Annotated in this window: 20 protein-coding genes; 11 read left to right on the top strand and 9 right to left on the bottom strand. The window is 56.1% G+C overall.

The annotated features are described in order from the left end of the window. Positions 1 to 71 precede the first annotated feature (71 nt). From GURA_RS21000 to GURA_RS20960, 9 genes are all read left to right on the top strand, one after another. A complete protein-coding gene (locus GURA_RS21000) occupies positions 72 to 1,352 on the top strand; it encodes a glutamate-5-semialdehyde dehydrogenase (protein WP_268741756.1) in 1,281 nt (426 codons plus the stop codon). Positions 1,353 to 1,383: 31 nt separating this feature from the next. After that, complete coding sequence (nadD, locus tag GURA_RS20995) at positions 1,384 to 2,034, top strand: nicotinate-nucleotide adenylyltransferase (RefSeq protein WP_011940908.1); 651 nt, start codon at positions 1,384 to 1,386, stop codon at positions 2,032 to 2,034. After that, positions 2,024 to 2,410: a ribosome silencing factor gene (gene rsfS, locus GURA_RS20990; protein ID WP_011940907.1), complete on the top strand. Its 387-nt coding sequence runs from the start codon at positions 2,024 to 2,026 to the stop codon at positions 2,408 to 2,410. The genes nadD and rsfS overlap by 11 nt, the downstream gene beginning before the upstream one ends. Beyond that, positions 2,407 to 2,868, top strand: coding sequence for a 23S rRNA (pseudouridine(1915)-N(3))-methyltransferase RlmH (locus GURA_RS20985; RefSeq protein ID WP_011940906.1), 462 nt, complete (start codon positions 2,407 to 2,409; stop codon positions 2,866 to 2,868). The genes rsfS and GURA_RS20985 overlap by 4 nt, the downstream gene beginning before the upstream one ends. Before the next feature lie 100 nt (positions 2,869 to 2,968). After that, positions 2,969 to 4,507, top strand: coding sequence for a 2,3-bisphosphoglycerate-independent phosphoglycerate mutase (gene gpmI / locus GURA_RS20980; RefSeq protein WP_011940905.1), 1,539 nt, complete (start codon positions 2,969 to 2,971; stop codon positions 4,505 to 4,507). A gap of 54 nt (positions 4,508 to 4,561) precedes the next feature. Continuing rightward, entirely contained in the window at positions 4,562 to 5,215 is a 654-nt protein-coding gene (locus tag GURA_RS20975; RefSeq protein ID WP_011940904.1) for a lactate utilization protein, read from the top strand. Between the two features lie 2 nt (positions 5,216 to 5,217). Beyond that, positions 5,218 to 5,934 carry a ComF family protein gene (locus GURA_RS20970; protein WP_011940903.1) on the top strand — a complete coding sequence of 239 codons (717 nt, stop codon included), beginning with the start codon at positions 5,218 to 5,220 and terminating at the stop codon, positions 5,932 to 5,934. A gap of 95 nt (positions 5,935 to 6,029) precedes the next feature. Then, complete coding sequence (locus GURA_RS20965; protein ID WP_011940902.1) at positions 6,030 to 6,299, top strand: cytochrome c3 family protein; 270 nt, start codon at positions 6,030 to 6,032, stop codon at positions 6,297 to 6,299. Positions 6,300 to 6,469: 170 nt separating this feature from the next. Further along, complete coding sequence (locus GURA_RS20960; RefSeq protein WP_011940901.1) at positions 6,470 to 6,925, top strand: hypothetical protein; 456 nt, start codon at positions 6,470 to 6,472, stop codon at positions 6,923 to 6,925. Here GURA_RS20960 and GURA_RS20955 read toward each other — a convergent pair. Continuing rightward, on the bottom strand, positions 6,891 to 9,422 hold the full coding sequence (locus GURA_RS20955; protein ID WP_011940900.1) for a helicase C-terminal domain-containing protein: 2,532 nt from the start codon (positions 9,420 to 9,422) through the stop codon (positions 6,891 to 6,893). The two genes, GURA_RS20960 and GURA_RS20955, sit on opposite strands and share 35 nt — an antisense overlap. Positions 9,423 to 9,553: 131 nt before the next feature. Further along, the gene (locus GURA_RS20950) at positions 9,554 to 9,826 is read right to left on the bottom strand and encodes a cytochrome c7 (RefSeq protein WP_011940899.1); all 273 of its coding nucleotides are present in this window, start codon (positions 9,824 to 9,826) and stop codon (positions 9,554 to 9,556) included. A gap of 183 nt (positions 9,827 to 10,009) precedes the next feature. Between GURA_RS20950 and GURA_RS20945 the strand changes: the two genes are divergently transcribed. Then, entirely contained in the window at positions 10,010 to 10,927 is a 918-nt protein-coding gene (locus GURA_RS20945) for a helix-turn-helix domain-containing protein (protein WP_011940898.1), read from the top strand. Then, complete coding sequence (locus GURA_RS20940) at positions 10,924 to 11,841, top strand: TIGR01212 family radical SAM protein (RefSeq protein ID WP_011940897.1); 918 nt, start codon at positions 10,924 to 10,926, stop codon at positions 11,839 to 11,841. The genes GURA_RS20945 and GURA_RS20940 overlap by 4 nt, the downstream gene beginning before the upstream one ends. Positions 11,842 to 12,071: 230 nt before the next feature. Here the strand turns inward: GURA_RS20940 and GURA_RS20935 are convergent, their stop codons facing one another. From GURA_RS20935 to GURA_RS20910, 7 genes are all read right to left on the bottom strand, one after another. Further along, positions 12,072 to 12,449 (bottom strand): endonuclease domain-containing protein, encoded by a 378-nt coding sequence (locus tag GURA_RS20935; protein ID WP_011940896.1) that lies wholly within the window; start codon positions 12,447 to 12,449, stop codon positions 12,072 to 12,074. Between the two features lie 190 nt (positions 12,450 to 12,639). Then, entirely contained in the window at positions 12,640 to 14,997 is a 2,358-nt protein-coding gene (locus GURA_RS20930) for a restriction endonuclease-like protein (RefSeq protein ID WP_011940895.1), read from the bottom strand. Positions 14,998 to 15,053: 56 nt separating this feature from the next. After that, a complete protein-coding gene (locus GURA_RS20925; protein WP_198134501.1) occupies positions 15,054 to 16,349 on the bottom strand; it encodes an McrB family protein in 1,296 nt (431 codons plus the stop codon). 65 nt (positions 16,350 to 16,414) lie between these two features. Further along, positions 16,415 to 17,656: an ISL3-like element ISGur7 family transposase gene (locus tag GURA_RS20920; RefSeq protein WP_011937052.1), complete on the bottom strand. Its 1,242-nt coding sequence runs from the start codon at positions 17,654 to 17,656 to the stop codon at positions 16,415 to 16,417. 40 nt (positions 17,657 to 17,696) lie between these two features. Then, the gene (locus GURA_RS23790) at positions 17,697 to 18,257 is read right to left on the bottom strand and encodes an MrcB family domain-containing protein (RefSeq protein WP_011940893.1); all 561 of its coding nucleotides are present in this window, start codon (positions 18,255 to 18,257) and stop codon (positions 17,697 to 17,699) included. A 191-nt stretch (positions 18,258 to 18,448) separates the two neighbouring features. After that, a complete protein-coding gene (locus GURA_RS20915; RefSeq protein ID WP_041245595.1) occupies positions 18,449 to 19,786 on the bottom strand; it encodes an ATP-binding protein in 1,338 nt (445 codons plus the stop codon). 286 nt (positions 19,787 to 20,072) lie between these two features. Further along, positions 20,073 to 21,317 carry a BamA/TamA family outer membrane protein gene (locus tag GURA_RS20910; protein ID WP_011940891.1) on the bottom strand — a complete coding sequence of 415 codons (1,245 nt, stop codon included), beginning with the start codon at positions 21,315 to 21,317 and terminating at the stop codon, positions 20,073 to 20,075. Positions 21,318 to 21,546: the final 229 nt, after the last annotated feature.

Raw genomic sequence — 21,546 nt, 5'->3', positions numbered from 1 at the left:
TGCGTTCTTGGCGACTTTGCGGTTCAATGAAGTTTATGATTTTCTTCTGTGCCCCACTGTCTCCGTAGCAAATAAGCTTTTTAGGGAGGTTCCCGATGACCATTGCCGAAAAAATCCGAAAAATAGCCGCCGATGCCCGTCAGGCATCCCTTGCCATGGCCAGGCTCTCTTCTGCTGCCAAGAACGAGCTCCTGATGAACATGGCCATGGCCCTGATCAACAACACCCCTCACCTGGTAGAGGAGAACGCCAAGGACCTTTCTGCCGGGGAGAAGAAGGGGCTTTCCGCTGCCATGCTCGACCGGCTGATGCTCGACGAGGCCCGCATCAAGGCCATGGCCGATGGCCTGCGTGAGGTGGTCGGTCTACCCGATCCGGTGGGGGAGGTGACGCGCATGTGGAAGCGTCCCAACGAGTTGACCGTGGGTAAGATGCGCATCCCGCTCGGCGTGATCGGCATCATCTACGAGTCGCGTCCCAACGTGACGGCCGATGCCGCCGCCCTCTGCCTGAAAGCGGGGAATGCCGTGGTGTTGCGCGGCGGTTCCGAGGCGATCTACTCCAACGTGGCCATTGCCCGCATCCTCCAGGACGAGATGCGCAAGGACGGCATCCCGGTTGCCGCCCTGTCTGTGATCCCCTTTGTCGAGCGGGAAGGGGTGACGGAGATGCTCAAGCAGGAGGAGTTCATCGACGTGATCATCCCCCGCGGCGGGGAGAGTCTGATCCGCTTCGTCGTCGAGCACTCCAAGATCCCGGTCATCAAGCATTACAAGGGGGTCTGCCACGTATTCGTCGATGCCTCTGCCGACTTCGACATGGCCGAGCGGATCATCGTCAATTCCAAGACCCAGCGGCCCGGGGTCTGCAACGCCCTGGAAACCCTCCTCATCCACAAGGATGTGGCGGAGACCTTCATCCCCCGCATCTTCGAGACCCTGGCGGCGCTCAAGGTCGAGATGCGCGGGGACGACTGCTTCCGCCAGTTTGCACCTGGAGCCACACCGGCCACGGAAGAGGACTGGCATGCCGAATACCTGGACCTGATCCTCGCTGCCAGGGTGGTGGACGACATGGACGAGGCCATCGCACACATCAACAAATACGGCTCGCTACACACGGAAGCCATCATCACCAGCGACTACGGCAACTCCCAGCGCTTCCTGCGCGAGGTGAACTCCAGCGTGGTGCTGGTGAACGCCTCCACCCGCTTTTCCGACGGCAACCAGCTCGGCCTCGGCGCGGAGATCGGCATCTCCACCACCAAGCTCCACTCCTTCGGGCCCATGGGGCTTGAGGACCTGACCACAACCAAGTTCATCGTCTACGGCGAAGGGCAGGTAAGGCCGTGAATGGCGGCCGGTTGAGAGTGGATGGTGACGCATGAAGATAGGTATCCTCGGCGGCACCTTCAACCCGATCCACAACGCCCACCTCCGCATCGCGGAGGAGGTCCGCGACAGGTTTGACCTCGGTCGGGTGATGTTTGTGCCGGCCGCTTCTCCGCCGCACAAGCCGCTGGCGGGGGAGCTCTCCTTCGACGTCCGTTATCGGATGGTGCAGCTGGCGATAGCCGACAACCCGGCATTTACCATTTCCGATGTGGAGGGGCGGCGGGGTGGCAAATCCTACTCCATCGACACCCTGAAGGGGCTGCACAGCGCATTTCCCCATGACGAGTTTTTCTTCATCGTCGGCAGCGATTCTTTCCTGGATATCGGTTCCTGGCGGGAGTACGCGGCCATATTCAACCTGTGCAACATCGTGGTGGTTGAGCGTCCAGGCGCGGCTGTCGCGGCTCTGGACGCGGCCCTCCCTGTTGCCATAGCCCATGAGTTCTGCTATTATGAGGCGGAAAAACGGCTTGCCCACCGCTCCGGTTATTCCGTCTACTCCATTGCAGGAACCCTTCTCGACATATCATCAAGTGACATTCGCGAATTGGCGCGGCTCGGCCGCTCGATCAGGTATCTGGTGCCCCAGTCGGTCGAGCACTACATTAAGGAACAGAGGATTTATAACGATGCCCGATAAAAAAGAGATGACTTCCCGGGAACGGGCCATAAAGTGCGCCGCGTGCGCCCTGGATAAAAAAGCCCTGGATGTCAAGATCCTGGAAATCAAGAAGCTTTCCAGCATTGCCGACTATCTGGTGCTGGCCACCGGTCGGTCGGACAAGCAGGCCCAGGCCATTGCCGACTCGGTAAAGCAGGGGCTCAAGAAGTTCGGCAAGGCGCTGGATATTGAGGGAATGCAGGAAGGTCGCTGGGTGATCATCGATTACGGCGACGTGATCGTCCATGTCTTTCAGGAGGAAGTGAGACGTCATTACAACCTGGATGAATTGTGGGGCAATGCACCCCTTGTGGAGATTCCGGTGGAATACCTCTGGGAAGATAAAGAGAAATGAAAATGAGGGTCCTCTGGGTGGGCAAGACCCAGGAGGAGTGGGTCCGGCGCGGGATTGACGAGTATGCCGGCCGTATCAGAAGGTATACTCCCCTGGAGCTGGCCGAAGCCAAGGAGGAAAAGGGGGCGGCCGCCGAAGCCATGCGTGAGCGGGAAGGGGAGCGCCTCGTAAAACTCCTGCCGCGGAATGCCCGTCTCATTCTCCTCGATGAGCGGGGGGAGCAGCTGTCCTCTCCCGATCTCGCCGGCTTCATTGCCGCCAACCGGGACGGCGGCGTGCAGGAGCTGGCCTTCGCCATCGGTGGCGCATACGGCTTCAGCGACAGTTTCAGGTCAATGGCATACAAGACCATCGCCTTATCCAGGATGACCTTCACCCACCAGATGGTGCGGATCTTTCTCCTGGAGCAGATCTATCGCGGCTTCACCATCATCAACGGGGAGCCGTATCACCACTGAAATCCGTAAGAAGTAAGGAGTAAGGAGTAAGGAGTAAGGAGTAAGGAGCGAATAAGGATCTTTAGATTTGGCCTACTCACTTTTTTTGAGGAGACACTAGATGCCTAAACAACCACTTTTGCTGATGATCCTCGACGGTTGGGGGATCAACCCCCACCAGGAAAACAACGCCATTGCCAGGGCTAACACGCCGAACATGGACCGGCTCTCGACCTCCTACCCCTATGTTGAGATGGGGACATCGGGCCTTTCCGTCGGTCTGCCCGAGGGACAGATGGGCAATTCCGAGGTGGGGCACCTGAACATCGGCGCCGGGCGCGTTGTCTACCAAGACCTGACCCGGATCTCCAAGGCGATTGATGACGGCGATTTTTTCGAGAACCCCGTGCTCCTCGACTGCATCGCCAAAACCAAGGCCGCAGGGGGCAGGCTCCATCTGGCCGGGCTCCTTTCCGACGGCGGCGTCCATTCCCACAACACCCACCTCTATGCCCTGCTGCAGCTGGCGAAGCGGGAGGGGGTCAAGGATGTCTTTGTCCATTGCCTGCTGGACGGCCGCGACACCCCGCCACAGAGCGGTGTCGATTACCTGGCCCGGCTTGAGGCGGAAATCGTCCGGATCGGCGCGGGGCGCATCGCTACGGTCATCGGCCGCTTCTACGCAATGGACCGGGACAACCGCTGGGAACGGGTGGAAAAGGCCTATCGGGCCATGGTCTGCGGCGAGGGGGAAGGTTTTGCCTCTGCCGCTGCAGTCATTGACCAGAGCTACCAAAACGGCGTCAACGACGAATTCGTGCTCCCCTCGGTGATCACGGCAAATGGCGCCCCGGTCGGCACCGTTCGGGACGGCGACGGCTTCATCTTCTTCAATTTCCGTTCGGACCGGGCCCGGGAAATAACCCGTTCCCTGACCGATGCCGGTTTCACCGGTTTCGAGCGGCCGCAGTTTCCCCGGCTCGCCTCCTACGTCTGCATGACCACCTATGACGAGACCTTCGGCCTGCCGGTCGCCTTTGGCCCGGAGGCGCTGAAAAACATCTTCGGCGAGGTGCTCGGCCGTCTGGGCTTAAGGCAGCTGCGCATCGCCGAAACGGAAAAATACGCCCACGTCACTTTCTTCTTCAACGGCGGCAGCGAGGTCCCCTTTCCCGGCGAGGACCGGGCGCTGATCCCCTCACCGAAGGAGGTCGCAACCTATGACAAGAAACCGGAGATGAGCGTCTACCCCGTCACCGAGGAGCTTCTGAAAAGGCTCGACGAGGACCTCTACGACGTGATCATCCTCAACTTCGCCAACGCGGACATGGTCGGTCACACCGGCATCATGGCTGCGGCTATCCGTGCCGTCGAAGCGGTCGACGACTGCGTCGGCAGGCTGGTGGCCAAGGTGCGGAGTCTCGGCGGGCGGGTGCTCATCACCGCGGACCACGGCAATGCCGAGATCATGGTCGATGAGAACGGCGGCCCCCATACCGCCCATACCTGCGACAGGGTGCCGTTCATCCTCGTGGATGATACGCGCAAGGATGCAAAGCTTCGCCCCGGTATCCTCGCCGATATTGCGCCGACCATCCTGGATTTGCTCGGCATCCCGCAGCCGCAGGAGATGACCGGCAAGAGCATGATCGTGAAATAACAGGGAAACAGGAGGCGACCGCAAGGCGCCACATGGGAAAGGCGGGAACGGATCATGAGCAAAACGCGGGAACTTACAGACTGGACCTATGAGCAGAAGTGCGAGAAGGCGGTGGAGTCGCTGGGAAAAAACGGCTTCACGGCGGTATATTGCCCGACCGGGCAGGAGGCCTATGACTATATCGTCAAAGAGGCGGCCGATGCTGCCAGCGTCGGGTTCGGCGGCTCCATGTCGGTGGCCGATCTAAAGGTCGCCGACCGGCTGAAGGAGGAGGGAAAGGAAATCCTCAACCACAGTCTGCCGGGTCTCTCTTTGGAGGAGCGGGTGGCGGTCATGCGCCGCCAGCTTACCTGCGACCTTTTCCTCACCGGGACCAATGCGGTCACCCTCTCCGGTTTCCTGGTCAACATCGACGCCACCGGCAACCGGGTCGGCTCCATGTTCTTCGGTCCGAAAAAGGTGATCGTTGTGGCTGGGCGGAACAAGCTGGTGGACGGAGACGTGGGCGCTGCCGTCAAGCGGATCAAGGACTGCGCCACTCCCCCCAATGCCAGGCGTCTCAATTACAATACCCCCTGTTCCAAGACCGGCTTCTGCTCCGATTGCAATTCGCCGGACCGGATCTGCCGCATTACCACCATCATCGACCGCAAGCCGCGCCTCACCGATGTCAGGGTGCTGGTGGTGAACGAGGACATGGGGCTGTAGGGTTGTTTTTCCGCGCCCTGATCGATATACTCTTTCCGCCCCTCTGTCACATCTGCAAGACGTTTATTCCCGACGCCGGCGACATTCACCTCTGCGCCGGCTGTCGTGAGAAACTCATTCCGCTGAATTCTCCCCTGTGCCTCGTGTGCGGTGTTCCGTTTGCAACCGAGAACGGCATCGATCACCTGTGCGGCCCCTGCCTGTCCCATCCCCCGGCCTATGCGGCGGCCCGTGCCGCCCTTGTTTTCAGCGGGCCGGTGCAGGATCTCGTTCATCGTTTCAAGTATGGACACAAGGTTCACCTCTGTCGACCGCTCGGTCTTTTGACCGCCGGGCATCTGGCCGGTTTTGCCGCACACGTAGCGGCCGACCTCGTCATTCCGGTTCCGCTCCATAAAAAAAGACTGCGTTGGCGCGGCTACAACCAGGCGGTGCTCCTCGGGGGGATTCTGGCGAAACAGTGGCGGCTGCCGCTTTTGCGCCATAATCTGCGCCGTGTCCGTTGGACCGAGCCGCAGGTCAACCTTGCAGCCACGGAGAGGGCGGAGAACGTGCGGGGTGCGTTTGCCGTCACAGACAAAGATGCTGTTGCGGGGAAACGGGTAATTCTGGTCGATGACGTCTATACCACCGGCAGCACGGTTGCCGAGTGCGCCAAAACCCTCAAATGCGCCGGAGCCGAGGCGGTTTTTGTCGTTACCGCGGCGAGAGTTGCCTGACAAATCAGCGGAAAATGGATATAAATTTATTGACATCACCTAATTGTCGGTATAAATTTGGCAAAGTTTAATATTATCTTTTTGGAGGTAGGATTATGAAGAAAGTACTTGCGGTTGCTTTGATGGTTGCTTTTGCTGCATCGGCTGCGTTTGCCGCTGACACCGTTGTTCTGAAGGCCAAAAACGGAAACGTTACCTTCGACCACAAGAAACACAGCGCCACCGGCGATTGCAAAAGCTGCCATGGTGAAGGGACTCCTGCTAAACTGACCCTTGGCAAAGATGCCGCCCATAAGCTTTGCAAAGGCTGTCACGAAACCAAGAAGGCAGGCCCGACCAAGTGCGGTGAATGCCACAAGAAGTAACTGCCGGCAAGCCATCGGATACTCAAAAGGCCCCTTGATGGGGCCTTTTTTGTGCCTCTTACAGGAGGCCATGCCGCGGCAGCTACTTTTGCTTGTAAAACACTATTTTATTTGTTATGGTGTGTGCATCGGTGAGAAGAGAAAAAGCCTTGATAGATGCGGAGAATACTATGGCAAACGGTTTTGATTTTAAGCGACTGGGGCGGTTGATTACGATTTATTACGTGGTCCAGGCCTTTCTGCTGCTGCTCCTTGCCGGCGTTGCTTTCTGGTTTCAGGCCCACGTCCCGTCGCAGATATTCATCAACAGCATCCTGAGGACCCTCGTTGTGCAGGTCATTTTCTTCTACCCCGTCTACCGGTTTGCAGCCCATGAAGCAAAGCGTGAGGTCAATTCGTGCAGTACCTCTCTTTCTCCTGCCGATATGTTGGCGCTGCGCAGGAAAAGACTGACCGGCGATATCATCAAGGCATCTCTCTTCATCTTCTTCATCATCTTCATCCTCCGGGCGCCCCAGGCGCCGGGAGCCCAGTACCCCATCCTCTTCGTCTTTATCCTTACGACCCTCTGTTATTTTCAGTGCTACAACTTTATTGCGAAGCGGGAGATGCGGTCGAAGGGTTAAAAAACCCGGCCATCCCGGCGAAAACCTCGTCTCCGCTTCCCTGGACCATGCGGGCACCGGGGAGCGACCTGAGAAAGAACCTGCCGTAGTTTTTCGACAGGACGCGGCTGTCGAGGATCAGCACAGCACCCCGATCCTCCCGGCTCCTGATCAGCCTGCCGAAACCCTGCTTGAACTTGATAACTGCCTGCGGGACGGTGTATTCCATGAACGGGTCGCCGCCGCATGCGGCGATATGCTCGGCCCGTGCTTCCAGGATCGGTTCGGTCGGCACCCGAAACGGCAGGCGGGTGATTACCACCAGCTCCAGCGCTCTCCCCTTCACGTCAACCCCTTCCCAGAAAGAGTCGGTACCGAAGAGCACGGCGTTGTGCGCCTTTTTGAACTGGGAAAGGAGCAGGTGGCGGTTGATTTCACCCTGGCGCATCGGAGTCAGACCCGCTCTTTTCAGCGGTTCGGCCAGATGATTGTAAACGCGGCTGAGCAGGTCGTAAGAGGTGAATAGTACGAACGCCCGCCCCTGGGAGATGGTGAGTCCGCGCAGGAGGTACTCCCGGAGTGCCGCCTCAAAGCCGGCTGCGACCGGCTCGGGGATGTCGGCGGGAATGCCGACGAATGTCTGGTGCTCGTAATCAAAGGGGGAGGCGAGGAGCAGCTCCGTAACGCGCGACCGGTTTACGAGGCTCAATCCGGTTCTTCTTTCCAGATAGTCGAAGCGCTCCCCTACCGCCAGGGTGGCGGAAGTGACGACAACGGTCTTGAACTTGTCGAGTATCACCGACTTTATGGACTCCGCCACCTCCAGTGGGGAGGAGCAGAGCTTCACCACCATCCCTTTCGCCCCTTTTCTCACTTCGAACCAGCGGCAAAATCCCTCCTCCCGGGCGATGAAAAAGCGAAGATTTTCCTGGGCTGTTTCGAGTCTCCCCTTCACCCCCTTCAGGTCCACCAGGTTTCCCGACAGTTTTTCCACTACCCTGTCGGGGAGCTTTTCGCAGGCCTTGAGGAAACTCCTGAGCGCAGACGCATAGTCGGCCAACTCCTCGCAGAGCTCATTTACCCGCTCCTCCACCTCCATCCAGAAGGCGCTTGCGTAAATGACGGGAGTGAGGCGCAGCTTAAGCTCCTCCTTCTTTTCCCTGTCGCGGCGGAGATGGGCGATAAGGGCTGCGCCGATGGCGTCCATGGTGCGGTTTATGGCGTCGGTAACAGCGCCCCGCCGGGGAATGATCCGCCCTTCGAGGATGGCGGCAACCTCCATGTAGATGTCGTCGAGTGCTTCCGGCACTTCCCGTGACAGCTGGGCGGAAAGAAGCGGCAACAGGCCACGCTGGGCCTTGCGCGGGTGCTGCAACTTGCCGATTATTTTCAAGAGGCCGTTGCGGGAAACCTGGGCGGAGAGGAAACTCGTCGCCACATCCTCCAGGTGATGACCCTCGTCGAAAATGAGCCGCTCGAATGGGGGGAGGATGGCGGTTGAACCGTAGCCGGTTTCCTGCCGGACGGCCACATCCGCCATGAGCAGGGCATGGTTCACCACCAGCAGGTCGGCTCCGGCGGCTTCCCGGCGTGCCTTGTAGAAGAAGCAACGCGTGTAGTGGGGGCACTTGACCCTGCCGCACTGGTCGGCCTCGCAGGAGAGCTCTTCCCAGGTTTCGTCTCTGGGGATGAAGGAGAGGTCGCTGCGGCACCCCTCGCCGGTCTTCCTGCTCCAGTCGATGATCGCCTGCAACTCGTTGGCGGCATCGTCCTTGAACAGAGTCGGCTCAGCCTTGACGCTTTCCAGTTTCCTCATGCAGAGATAGTTGTTGCGTCCCTTTACCAGGACTGCCCGAAAATCCAGGTCGCCGTATTTTTGCAGGAAGGGGATGTCCTTTTTGATCAACTGCTCCTGCAGGTTGATGGTGTTGGTGGAGATGACCACCCGCTCCCGGTTGCGGATGCCCCAGAGGACAGCGGGAAGGAGGTAGGCGAGGGACTTGCCGGTACCGGTTCCCGCCTCGATGACGGCTATGCGTTCTTCATTGAACGCCTCGGCAACGGCAAAGGCCATGCGGGTCTGCTCGGCGCGGTGCTCGTACCCCTTGAGGTGTTCGGCGAGGATGCCGGCGGGGGCGTACCAGCGCTCGATCTCCGGGTAGGAGAGGCGCTCGACGGCGGTCCGGGCAAAGGGGGAAACCGCCTGGTAGCAACGCTCGGCGGCATTGTCGATGATGTAGAAACCGACCCCCTGGTTGCCGAGCAAGGAAGCGATCTCAAGGTCGGCCCGGGAAGGGGTGAGAATGCCGGAGGGGTGGTTGTGGATCACCACGTCGCCGAACGAAGCGGCGATCATGATCGCCGCTACTGCATCGCGGTTGCCGCGGGCCAATGGCTCCGCATCGATGACGAGCTTCGCCTCGTCGGTGCGTCCGAGGAAGAAGACTTCATTGCCATGCGCACCGGCTATCGCGTCGCGCATCTGCAGCAGGGCATTTTCAGAAAAGTAGCGTTTCATCGCCTGAGAAGATACAATCTTTGCCTGCCGCCTGCAATGAAAAAAGGGGTGGAACCGGTCCACCCCTTTTTGCGTGCTGCGTGCCACGTGCTACGTTGAATTACGCAGCACGCTGAACGCCGGGACGGCTGTTACTTCTTGTGGCACTCACCGCACTTGGTCGGGCCTGCCTTCTTCTCTTCATGGCAGCCTTTGCAGGTCTTGTGGGCTAACTCTTTGCCGAACCCTTCGATCTTGCCCGGTCCCTTTTCGTGGCAGATCTTGCAATCTTTCAGCGTATCCTGGTGCATCTTGTGGTTGAAGGTGACGTTGCCGTTTTTGGCCGGCAGGGTGATGGTGTCGGCGGCCAATGCCGTCCCGGCGGCGAAGATGGTGAGTGCCACTGCTGCGATGATTTTTTTCATGTACGGACTCCTTTTGGGGTTGAATTTTAACCACGTGTGTTAAAAAATACCATACGATCGGCACCCAGGCTATCGACATCTATAGCAATTCCACCCGATGTCGGGTCCAGAAGGCGGAGATTGACATGGATGAAAAAGTAAAAAGATCAACGAAATCAGTAAATAAGCTGCTAGAATAAATCTATGGACAATCCAGCGGAAAAAACTGAAAAATCGCCACTACCCGGTGTCGCCATTGACGGGACAACGATAAAAAGCATCCGGGAGGCAAAGAAGCTCACCCAACTCTATGTGGCGAGCGTTGTCGGCGTGACGACCGATACCATTTCCCGCTGGGAAAACAATCGTTACCCGACCATCAAGCGCGAGAACGCGGAAAAGCTGGCAACGGCCCTGGACGTGGAGCTGGAAGAGATCCTCCGCCAGGGGCCTGCCGTAATGGAGGAAGAGCCCACCCCTTCGTTTACGCCAACGAAACGCCGGCTGGTCATTGCGGCAGCAGTTGTCCTGATGGCCGCCGGGCTGACGATTTATTTATTCATCCGGCAACTGGCGGCAACCCCAACGGCGGTCAGGTGGCTTCCCCATTACGCAGCACCCGGCGAGATCGTTCCCGTGCAGATCAAGGTGACGCGGAGGGATAGCGGCAGCAGGGGGTTCATCATCAAGGAGCAGCTTCCCGCCGGCTGGCGGCTCGTCAAAGCGGTTCCGGCGGCCTCGTCGGGGGAACCTGCCGCAGCCGAGGTAAAATGGCTCATTCCGGGCGGCAACGGGCCGGTCTCCGTTTCCTATACCGTGCAGATCCCGGAAACGGCGCCTGTCAACCGGAAGGCGCTCTTCAGCGGGAAGATCATCGTTAATACCGGCGGCATCAACCGTACCGAGCCGATCGGCGGTATCGCCGCTGTGACGGTTGGCGCCTTCCACTGGGCGGATGCCAACGGCGACGGCCGTATCGACGACAATGAGATCATGCCCGCTTACTACCTGACGGAAGAGCTGAAAGGTCTCGGGCTCGACTGGAAATCCATCGAGGCCATCTGGAGCGGCAAGGGGTACGTGTGGGACAAGGAGCGGAAAACATTCGTGGTGGTCAAGTGAAGCGTTACAGGATATTTTCCGAAGAGCTGAAGCGGGTATTCGGTTGCCGGGTCCACAGAATTTCCGTCGACGCAGGCTTCAGCTGCCCGAACCGGGACGGGACGGTGGGGAGCGCCGGCTGCATCTACTGCGGCGGCGCCGGTTCCGGCTCGTTCGGCATTGTCCGCGGGGCCTCCGTAGCCGAACAGCTTGAACACGGCAAAGAGGTGATGGTGCGGAAATACAAGGCGAAAAAATTCCTCGCCTATTTCCAGCCCTACTCCAACACCTATGCCCCTGCGGAACGGCTGCGCGCCATTTACGACGAGGCCCTGGCCGTTGAAGACGTGGTCGGGCTGATCGTCGGCACGCGCCCCGACTGCCTCCCGGCGGAGACGCTCGACCTCCTCGCCGAATACGCGCAACGGACCTATTTCTGGCTGGAGCTCGGGTTGCAGTCCCACCTCGACCGCACCTTAAGCCTGATCGGCCGGGGACACGATTTCTCCTCCTTTACCCGTGCGGTAAAGGAGTGCAAGGACAGGCATATAAGGGTCAGCGCCCATGTCATCCTCGGTCTCCCCGGCGAGAGTCGCGAGGAGATGCTGGCCGGCGCCGACATCCTCAACGCACTGGGCGTGGACGGGGTGAAGATCCACCTCCTCCACGTGATGCGCGATACAAAGCTCGCCGATGACTATCTGCATGGTAGGGTAAAAGTGATGGAGCGTGACGAATACGTGGGGGTGGTCTGCGACTATCTGGAGCGGCTCGACCCAAAGATCATCGTCCAGCGCCTGACCGGCGACGGCAACCGGGACCATCTTCTTGCCCCCCTCTGGTCGTTGAAGAAATTCGAGGTGCTGAACACCATCGATTCAGAGCTGGAGCGGCGGGGGAGTTATCAGGGGAGCGGGGTGAAACCTTTACTTTGAAGTTATTCCCCCCGACCCTCGTTTCCCCTCGATTTGAAGCATCATCAATAGGCGCAGATGGTGTGTGAAGAGGTCAGGTCGCTGGCGGGGTGAGGCCTGGCAGGCAAGTACCCTTTTATTCACCTAACTGTGCCATCTGCATTCCTGTTTTCATAACTCCCCCCTGCCCCCTCTTAGCTTAAGCGGGGGAGTAAAATCACCACCCATACTGCATCCGTGCGTCCCTCCCCTTAGGTTAAGGGGAGGACAGGAGGGGTTAGTTTTTCCTCTACTCTCGAAAGAACGCTTTGCACATCAAGCAATACATCATGATTCCAGAACCGCAAAACCTCAATCCCGTGGGCATTCAGATATTCTGAACGGGCTGCGTCATACTCTCTGATCTCGGCCTGATTGTGTTGGCCACCATCCAGTTCAACCGCCAATTTGTTAAACGGGCTGTAAAAGTCCAATATATAGGGGCCGACGCTGTATTGTCGGAAAAACTTCAATCCATGAAACTGTCCGTTACGCACATGCGCCCAGAAGATCTTTTCAGCTTCGGTCTGATTGCGCCGCAATTCTCTGCGGCGCTCCTTTAATGACGGGTCATTCCGTAAAAATTTCATAATGCCTCTTCATGACTCACCCCTGACATAACTCCCCCCTGCCCTCGGCATAACTCCCCCCTGCCCCCTCTTAGCTTAAGCGGGGGAGTAAAACCACCACTCAAACTGCATCCGTGCGTCCCTCCCCTTAAGTTAAGGGGAGGACAGGTGGGGTTATCGCCTTTACCTGCTGGTCGAGGATGCTGTTTCATCATTCCGCGTTGTCACTTTTTTTCATAACCGACGCATACCTGTCCGGCAGGTCACTCCAGCTTTTTGCTCCTAGCAGATCTGCGGCGGCGGTCAGGCGGAAACGGAAACTGCGGATGCTACCGGTACTGACAGGATGCGGCAGAGTTCGGGATGTCCCAAGCTGGAGCAGCCAGTATTCATTCCGATTATCCGGATCGACAGTGCCTGCCTGTTCAACCCCCAGTTCGCACCGATTCACCAGTTTAACCGAGACAACATCATACAGATATTCAATCCGCCGTTCGCCAGCGCCGGCCGGATGAACAGCAACGGCGCAGCAGCGGAGTTCACGCATGACTGTTCTTGAGATTCTCTTGTCAGTCGTGCTAACCGGTATGTGATACCAACCGGCAGTGCCGGCCATAAAGCAGTCAACATACTGTTTATCTCTTTTGGAAACCGCACCCAATGATGCAACAAGCGTCAGGTCACTGTAACGGCTCAGACTCAGCCCTGTCGGAGCGATCCGCACCGATTCATGCAGCAGGTGTTCATCAGCTTCCATTACTCTGTCTTTCGACTCTTCACGGGACAGATCACCGAATTTCTCTTTCAGAAACGCACGGAGCCAGAGATTATCCCGCCCGGGGAGCAGCGGAAAACCGCCGATACCGACTGCCTCAACGGCCGCGGTGTAAGGATTTTTGCCGGTTTCCTCATCAAACCATCCAGGATAGAGCACAAAAGCGCCGACAACCGGGCGGCTCTTTTCGGTAACTCCATCATCTGCCTTTTTAAGATGTATCAGCGCATCACGGTAACGGTGCATCTGATTGATCGCATCATCAGGAATCAGATCATCTTTGCCGTCTTCTGCGTCTATCCGGTACTTGGCATCAAAAATCCAGTTGATCCGGCTGCCGTCAGGAAGGGCGGCCTCAAGCAGAATGTCGGGTTTCTGTGGTGTGGTCCAGGAATAGATACCCCTGGCGTCCGGATTCCTGGTTACGGAAAACGGCGGTTCATGGGCCAGACGGATCTCCAATCCATCCCGTCGCGTGAAGCGGAAAGCGGTACCCATACCGTCAGCCAGATCCTTCTCCAGCCCCTTTGTTCTCAAGGCGGCCTTGCGGGTTTCAACCTCTGTGAAGCCGAGTGCCATCAGCATCCGCCGGATTTCCAGCAGGCACCAGACTTCGTAAAGCTCTGCCACCGATTTCATGGAGATTGACGCCTGGCGGCCGAAAAGGTCGAGATACAGCTTCAGTTCCTGCCAGATACGATAGACCTTTGCATAACCGGCACGGTGATGAAGCACCAGTGATTCCTGTGCCATGCCATTGTAACTCCCGACTTCACGGAACAGCGGCTCCGCCAGGCGCTGTTCCAAAGGTTTCTGCCAGCCGTCCAGTTCGGCAAAAAAAGCATTGCTAAGCCTTTCCCTGTCAGGCACGGCGTTATTCAGGCGGGCTCTGCGGCTGAAAACCGACAGTTCCCGGATGCAGCGGGTCATCACCATTTTCACAAAGCGGTTTTCAGGGGTATCGACCGACAGCCGGCGGGTTTCAATGCGGTGCCGGCGATGCAGTTCGCCATTGCGGCACTGCTCCGTCACCTGTTCCTCCAGTCGCGGTGTCAGCCTCCCCTTGAGACAGTCGGGTCTCTGGAAGCGCTCAAGCGGCAGCAGCCGTGAATGCGGCGACCGGCAGATCAGCTTCACCGCATTTTCAAGCCCGCTCCGCAGGCTCCTGAACAGTGCCAGCCAGAGCAGCGGGAAACGCTCGTGCGGTTTTCGTGATGTTGCCAGTTCATGCTCGGTCTTCTGGGCAAACGAAAAGCGCCATAGAGGATAAGTACTGTCGATCTCCCTGTGGATCCGATCGAAGTCGCCGGCCATATCCATTTTGGTCGGCAGCACCTCAAAGGAAAGAAACTGCTCAATCTCCCGCCGACCGTTATCGAATATCAATCCCAGACGAAACCAGCCCACATCGTTGCCGAAGTTGATACTCCCCCTCAGACAGTCGCGTGAGAATCTGAAGCCGTCCTCGACAGATTTGAGCCAGTGAATGATTTTCGGTTCCGAGGTACGGGCACTGTCCGGAGAAAACTGGAACTCGAAGTCGTAGGCACGGTTCTCGAAGAAAACGGGGCTTGGGAAGATAAGCTCTGTGACCGGCTGTTCAGACAGAATTATCCCTGCAACGGGTTGGACGGCGGAAACCGTAAGGGGTGGTGAAAACCGCACCGGAACAGACGGCAGATCCCTGCCACGGACCTTCAGGGTGGATTTAAGACGGTCATGCGGCGTCTGAATGTCTTTCGTCCAGACAGACAGCACCCAGTAACCGGTATCTATCCTGAGAACATCAGGCATGTGACGACACTGTAAGGGATAGTGTTGTTCTTATCACTGGCATCGGCATATCCGGTCTACGGCCAGAAGGTGGTAAAGTTGTTATCGAGAAGACGTTTCTGCATCCAGTCGAGTTTTCTTTTCGACCTGCATGGATTCAGCAGGATAACACCATTGACGAGTGGTTCGCACAGCAAGTCAGGCCTGGCTGTCTCCCATATTTCCGTAAGAAGTTCTTTCAGGCAGACGGCAAGGCCCGTAAGAAGACTTTTATCGCCATCGCAGGCCAGCTTCTCCTGATCCCCTTCGATCCTCGGTAGTACCTTCATCATCAAAAAGTCGTCCCAGACCGCCTGCAGCTGCGTATCATCGGCAGGACAAAAGCAGACGACCGACAGCAGCGCCTCGTTCAGGGCCCGGAAAGCAAGTTGAAAGGGGGTATCCTGAAGCACTACGTTGACTGACTTAAGAAATTCGATGGTTTTCCGTCCGTCCGGATCGGCAGGTACCGAAGAAAGATCACTCTCACGATGCACACCGGACAGGCGTGGGAAATCAAACGTCCTGACGGTCTTATTTTTGTCAGCTTCATAATACTGCTCATAATCATTGGGGAAAAATTCGCCGAAGTCTATGGTCAGGGCGCGATCGATCACCTTGCGGGAAAAACCGTGGGTGGTCTCATCCATATTGACGGTTCCTGCCACAATCAGGTTGGGCGGAAGCGGGATACCGACAGCAGAAAAATAATCCCGCAGACCAGCATTCAGCGGCTCATCACCCCCTATATTGAGTTTGTCCCACAGGTCATCACTGCCGGTTTTGTTCAGCTGCTGATTGATGACGGCGGGCTTGAGAAGCGGATCGCAAGAGTATGTTCCGTCCGCCCATTTGCGGGTCTCAAGTATGGATAGATAATCGGCGAAATACTGTTCAACCGGGGCGAGGTTCATCTCATCAAGACAGAGCCAGAAGGGGCAGATGCTGTTTAAATCCTTATATTCGATACCGGCAGTGGATGCGGATGAAGCCGCATGCTTCCAAGCTTTGACAATAAAGCAGAGCAGGTCCGTAACCACATAGCGGGCGCCGCCTTCGCCGATGCGGGAGATATAGCCAAGCAGATCGGACGGTTCGTGCCAGTCGGGGCGTACCGGCACAAGGCAGTAGTTGTTGCCTTTTTCGATGCCGTAACGTTCTACCGATGCGGATGCGTCGGCCTGTTCACGGACAAAGCGGGTTTTGCCGGTGCCGGAGATGCCGGCGAGAAGGAGGAATGGTTTGGGAAGAAAAGTTTGGATGCAATTTTCAACGGGTTTGGGCAGTGGTAAAGGGATTGTAGACTTTTTTGTCAAATAGTTATCATAGGCCATTAGTGTAGCCTCCAAATCGCTTACAATCATTGTATCTATAGGAATATTGCCGGCTCTGCAACGAATCAAGTGGGTAGAGGGAATAGCGACTTTAGGTTGAGCTTGCCTGCAACCAGATAAGCCATGCAGATCAAGTTGTCAGGATTCCGATAGCCTCGTGCCCGAGTTTTGGCTGATTGAATTAGGCTGTTGATGCCCTCAATGAAGCCGCTAGTCAGGCCGCTTTCAAAATGTGCCAGAATGCCATCCCAATGCTCTTTTACAGATTCGGCCATGTTCTTGATGAGTTGGATTGAGCTTGCGGCGGCTTTCCGATGCCATTTGGTCAACAGGGTTTCTGCCTCCGTTCGGCTTGAAGCAAAATAGACGTTCTGAAGGTTCAGCTTGTGCATGTAAGCTTCCGTACTCCTTAAGCTTTGACTGGTGATAATGGCATCCAGGCGCTGTTCCTCTTCCGGTGTCAGGTTCTCTGGATTTTTGAGGAACAGGTTTCTGCTCTTTTTCAGGATTTCAGGAAATAACCTGGCTTCTTGAGCCCTTATCTTACTAAGCTTATCGTTCATAAGCTTGATGACGTGGAATTTATCGAAGGTGACCACGGCATGGGGCAACTGCTCTTTGACACCCTTTATGAATGCCTTGGACATGTCAATAGCAGCGTCTGTGATGCTATCAGGATCGCCGCCATGTGACTTAAGGTCCGCGACGAAGCTCTTGACTGTTTCGTTGTCCTTTCCCGTCGTGCCGAACAAGAGCTTATGCATGTCGAGGTCGAAGAAGAAGGTGACGAATTTCTCGTCATGACTGCGCCCGGCAAAGGTTTCATCCGCACCGACCCTCTTCACCTCGGAGAAGTCTTCTGCGGCCCTTGCCTTCTCGACATAGGATTGAATCAACCGCCATAGACGGGTATCGGTAACGGCAAACAGCCTGCTCATGACCTTCACCGGCAAATCACGAGCCATGGTCATGGCCAGGGCCTCAAACAGCAGCGTAAATCCTGAGCCTGCGCGAGCCCAGGGTACCTGGACCAACTTCACGCCGCAGTCGCTGTTAGGGCACTTTACCCGTGGAACACGCGCATGAAGGTAGGCTTCGTACTGGAAGAAATTCAGATGCCGCCACTCTTTCTCCGTGGTGTCATGGACTGGTGACAACGTTCCGCAGACCGGACAGGGAAAGGTGGCTCCCCGCTGGAAGTCGATGGTTATGTCCAAACGACTTGACTTCTTGTTGAAGTCAACAGAGGTAACCTTCCACGGGATGGCAATTCCAAGAGCAGCACCAAAAAGATCTTCAGGATTCATAGCGATTACTAACCTCCAGGCTGAGTGATGGTGGCCTATCTTACATCAACCCGGCCCAGGCTACCCACTCAATTCGTCGAGGAGCCATATTGCCGGCCTCGTAAAATTTATAAGCAATAGTTGAGTACTCATAGTCAGCACCTAAGCCAGCATCTGCTCGAAGGTCTATTCCTTTTATAAGCGAAAAACCTTTGGAAGGAAGACCTGAGCAATATTGATGTATTGCTTCAGCACGTTTTTGTAATTCCTGATGAGCTCGTGGTCTTCCATTTTGCCTAATCAGCTCTGTAACACCCTGATTAAAGGTAATATAAACACCAGACATATCTTGTCGAAATAGATAAACGCAATAAACTCCCTTTTGGGTTGTTGTTGTTTCTCTTGAATCAAGAAATGCAATCCATGGCACTCTTGCCCAATTACCTTGTCCTGCGCTGTATTTCACACGGAGATGTGGCCGACTTTGAACTGCTTCTGATTGCGCTAACGCCTCTCGTATTGCTTCAAAATTTGAAAATATTTCATGCTCGCCGTTAAATGGTTCTCCCATGCGGGCCTGAGTGTATCGGCTTAAAATGACTTCTAACTCTTTTTGAATCATCTATCAGACCTCTATTTTACGCGACAACAGATTTGTAAATGAAGTACGGTGCCAAAACAGCCGTGAATGGATATCACCGTTTTCCATTTCGGCAGAACATGCATCCATCACTCCCCCTCACTCCCCATCCATCCCAATCAGCACTTTTGCATCGTTTCCGTCAAATTCGGGAAACGGAGACAGGGGCACCATCACTCTTTCACGATCTCCCAATACCCGCCCTTATCAGGCCCGATACGTTTTAGAATCCCTTGCTTCCTTAATTTGTCCAACTGATACTTTACGCCATCCGCAGTAATTCCGATTTCTGCTGCCAGTTCGATACGGCTGATTCTTGGATTGCTGACAATCAGTTCAAGAATTTTCTGGGTAGTTTTCTGGGTAGTTTTCTGGGTAGTTTCACCGACACTGATGGACGGAAAAGCCTCCACATTCTTTCTTTTGAACGTAGCAACAAACTGCACCGTTCCCACTTCTTCGAACTCTGTAGCCGGTTCCCGCTCCAGGATCATCTTGATGCCTCGGCCCCATTTTTCGATGCGATGACTGCGCTGGAACAGCTCCGCCAACAGCTCATTACGCCGGGCAGATACCATCTTCTTTCTGATAGTGTCGATGGTAAGCCCGCCATAAAGCAGGCCGGGGCTTCTGATCTCCACCCGATCCTTGAAGATGGCAATGTTGACAGAATCATACTCCCGATAGTCCCGGTGACAGAAGGCATTGATAATCCCTTCACGAAACGCTTCAGGGTCGATTTCGGGAACATCCACCCGCAGCATCCCCTCCAGCCGCATGCCGATGTTGATATGCTCAAGGATGTATTCCTCAGCCTTGTTGATCAGGGCAAAGACATCGCCATAATAGTCTTTCATGCCAATGGTAACTGTGGTGTCAAGTGTCCCGAACACGGCACAACGCAGCCTGGCGTTGGGAAAGAACTTCTCCGGCTTGCGGGCAAAACAGAGCACAGCGGCATTCAGGAGCCTGCCGGCCTTGATGAGATTCAGCTTTTCGAGGGAATTGGGGATGGTATCGAACTTGAGCCCGCATAGCTTCAGGAATGACTTCAGCTTGCCCGGCCCGATATCGTCAATGGTTGCCTTGTCGCAGACCTCCGTATCCCAGCGGAGCCGGTCACGGTTTTTCCCCAGGATCAGGTTTTCAAGCTCCTTGGCGCTCAGCTGCCGGTCTTCGTCTCCGACCCGGATGTACGCCCGGCCATAGGCATAATAAGGATACTCCTTGCCTTCGACCTGCACCCTGATGCACTGCCTGGAACCGACCGCAGACTGCTCGATAACGGGATAGATTTTCGGCTCAACGTGGTCGGCAATCGCCTTGGAGATGTCGCGGAGCGTCTTTTCGGAAACCTGCTGACCGACTACTGCGCCGTCGTTCCTGATGCCGAACCAGACTTCTCCCCGCTGGTGCTTGTTCAACATAGCCACAATGGAGATCACCCCCTCCTTCAGCTCGGAGGTGGATTTCTTCAGCTCAACGGTTTCGGTTTCTTGAAGATTGGTCATTGTTTCCACGGGTTTATAGGTTGACGATGTGGCCATTCATAGCAGAATTTGACCGAGATGGCCACCGGAAACACTCTTCATTAAAGCGATTGTGTGATTGTGGTGATTGCTGCCTGATCAATGAAGGGAAAAAAGGATGGACGCACGACGAGGATAAAGGCGCGAGGAAAAAGGAACGAGGAAAAAGGATCGAGGAAAAAGGATCGAGGAAAAAGGATCGAGGAAAAAGGAACGAGGCCAAAGGATAAAGGATAACCCTCGGACCTCGTTCCTTTATCCTCGTACCTTAAAACGGATACCCCAGCCCGACGAACACCGACGGTCCTTCCTTGCCGATACCGATATCCACCCTGCCGACGATGTTCGGCCGCACCACCGCCCTGAAGCCGAGGCCGGGATTGAACTCGAAGCTCTTGGAGCTGGCTTTGTTCAGATATTCCATCACCGATCCCAGGTCCACGAACGGGGCGATCTCCCAGTCCGCCCTGACGTTGAATACTTCCCAGCGGAACAGCCGTATCCTCTCCTCAAGGTTCAAGAGCAGATAGCTGCTGTCGATGAAGCGGTTGCGGCCGTAACCTCTCAGGGTTGTTTCCCCTCCGAGGATACTCCTTTCCAGGAACGGCACGTCATTGCCGAGGGTCTGGTTGTAGGCGATGCGGGCGACGCTGATGAATCTGGAGTTCGCCAGCGGATAATATGCCTTTGCCTCGACCTCGTAATGCCGGTAATCGGCGCTGCTGCCGAAGGCCTTGAGGCTGGCTTCCACGGAAACCTTGGCATACCCCCCCCAGGTCGGGAGGGTCGGGGAGTCGAGGGAGGAATAGACGAGGGCGAGTTTTTGCGCATGGGCGGTAAATCCGTCGATGCCGGGGACGGATGTGGTGTCGAACCGGCTGCGGATGAAGGGGACGCTGGTGACGGCCCCCTCCTTGATATCGACCTTTTTGTAGCGCTCGCCGATGACCAGCTGGATACGGCGGTAGAGGGGGTAGCCGGCAGAAACACTGAATCCGTTTTCCAGGTCGGCGTAGTTCGTTTCATTGGACTTGCTGCTGGTGGACTGGAAGCCGAAGAAGCGCGCTGAACCATCGGTAAAGGAGAAAAGAAAGGCGTTCAGCTCCAGATTCTTGTCCAGAAACGATTTGTCGCGGATCCTCAACTCATAGTCCTCGTTGACCTTGGTCGATTTCGACAGGTTGAACTCCCAGTTCCGGTCGGGTGAAGGATAGAATGAGCCGAAGAGGGACGAGGTGATGCCGAAGTTCTGATTGTAGTTCACCTGGGGCGCCAGGAGGGTGCTGACCTCGTCCTTGCTGTTGTGCAGGAGGAAGGCGGCAAGTCCGCCGTAGATAATCCCTTCGTTGGGACTGGAGGCGATAACCGGCAAAGGAACGGTAACCACCTTGACCGTCTTGCCGAACTCATCGTTGGTCAGCGGATAGGGGAGATGTTCGCGCGGAACCATGCTGGTGCATGCCGTAAGAAGCGCTGCGATGATCAGGAACAGTAACTGGATAAGTAAGCGCATAGATCCTTCATCCCGATAATGTAGTAAAACTCTAGAAAGATATAGTTTTGCGGCTATTTTATCAACAAAAAAAGACACGTTGTGAACTGTTCTGCCAACTTGGCTGATGCGGTCAAAATGTTGACCCGTCCCTATTCAAAATGCCGTCGTCAGCTTCTTGATTATACCATTATGTATCCCCTTAAAAATCGCAGATTTACTCCTGAAAAAATCTTTCCTTGTACCCAAC

The sequence above is a fragment of the Geotalea uraniireducens Rf4 genome (assembly GCF_000016745.1).
Classification (GTDB): Bacteria; Desulfobacterota; Desulfuromonadia; order Geobacterales; family Geobacteraceae; genus Geotalea; species Geotalea uraniireducens.
This window is presented reverse-complemented; position numbering and strand designations above follow the sequence as displayed.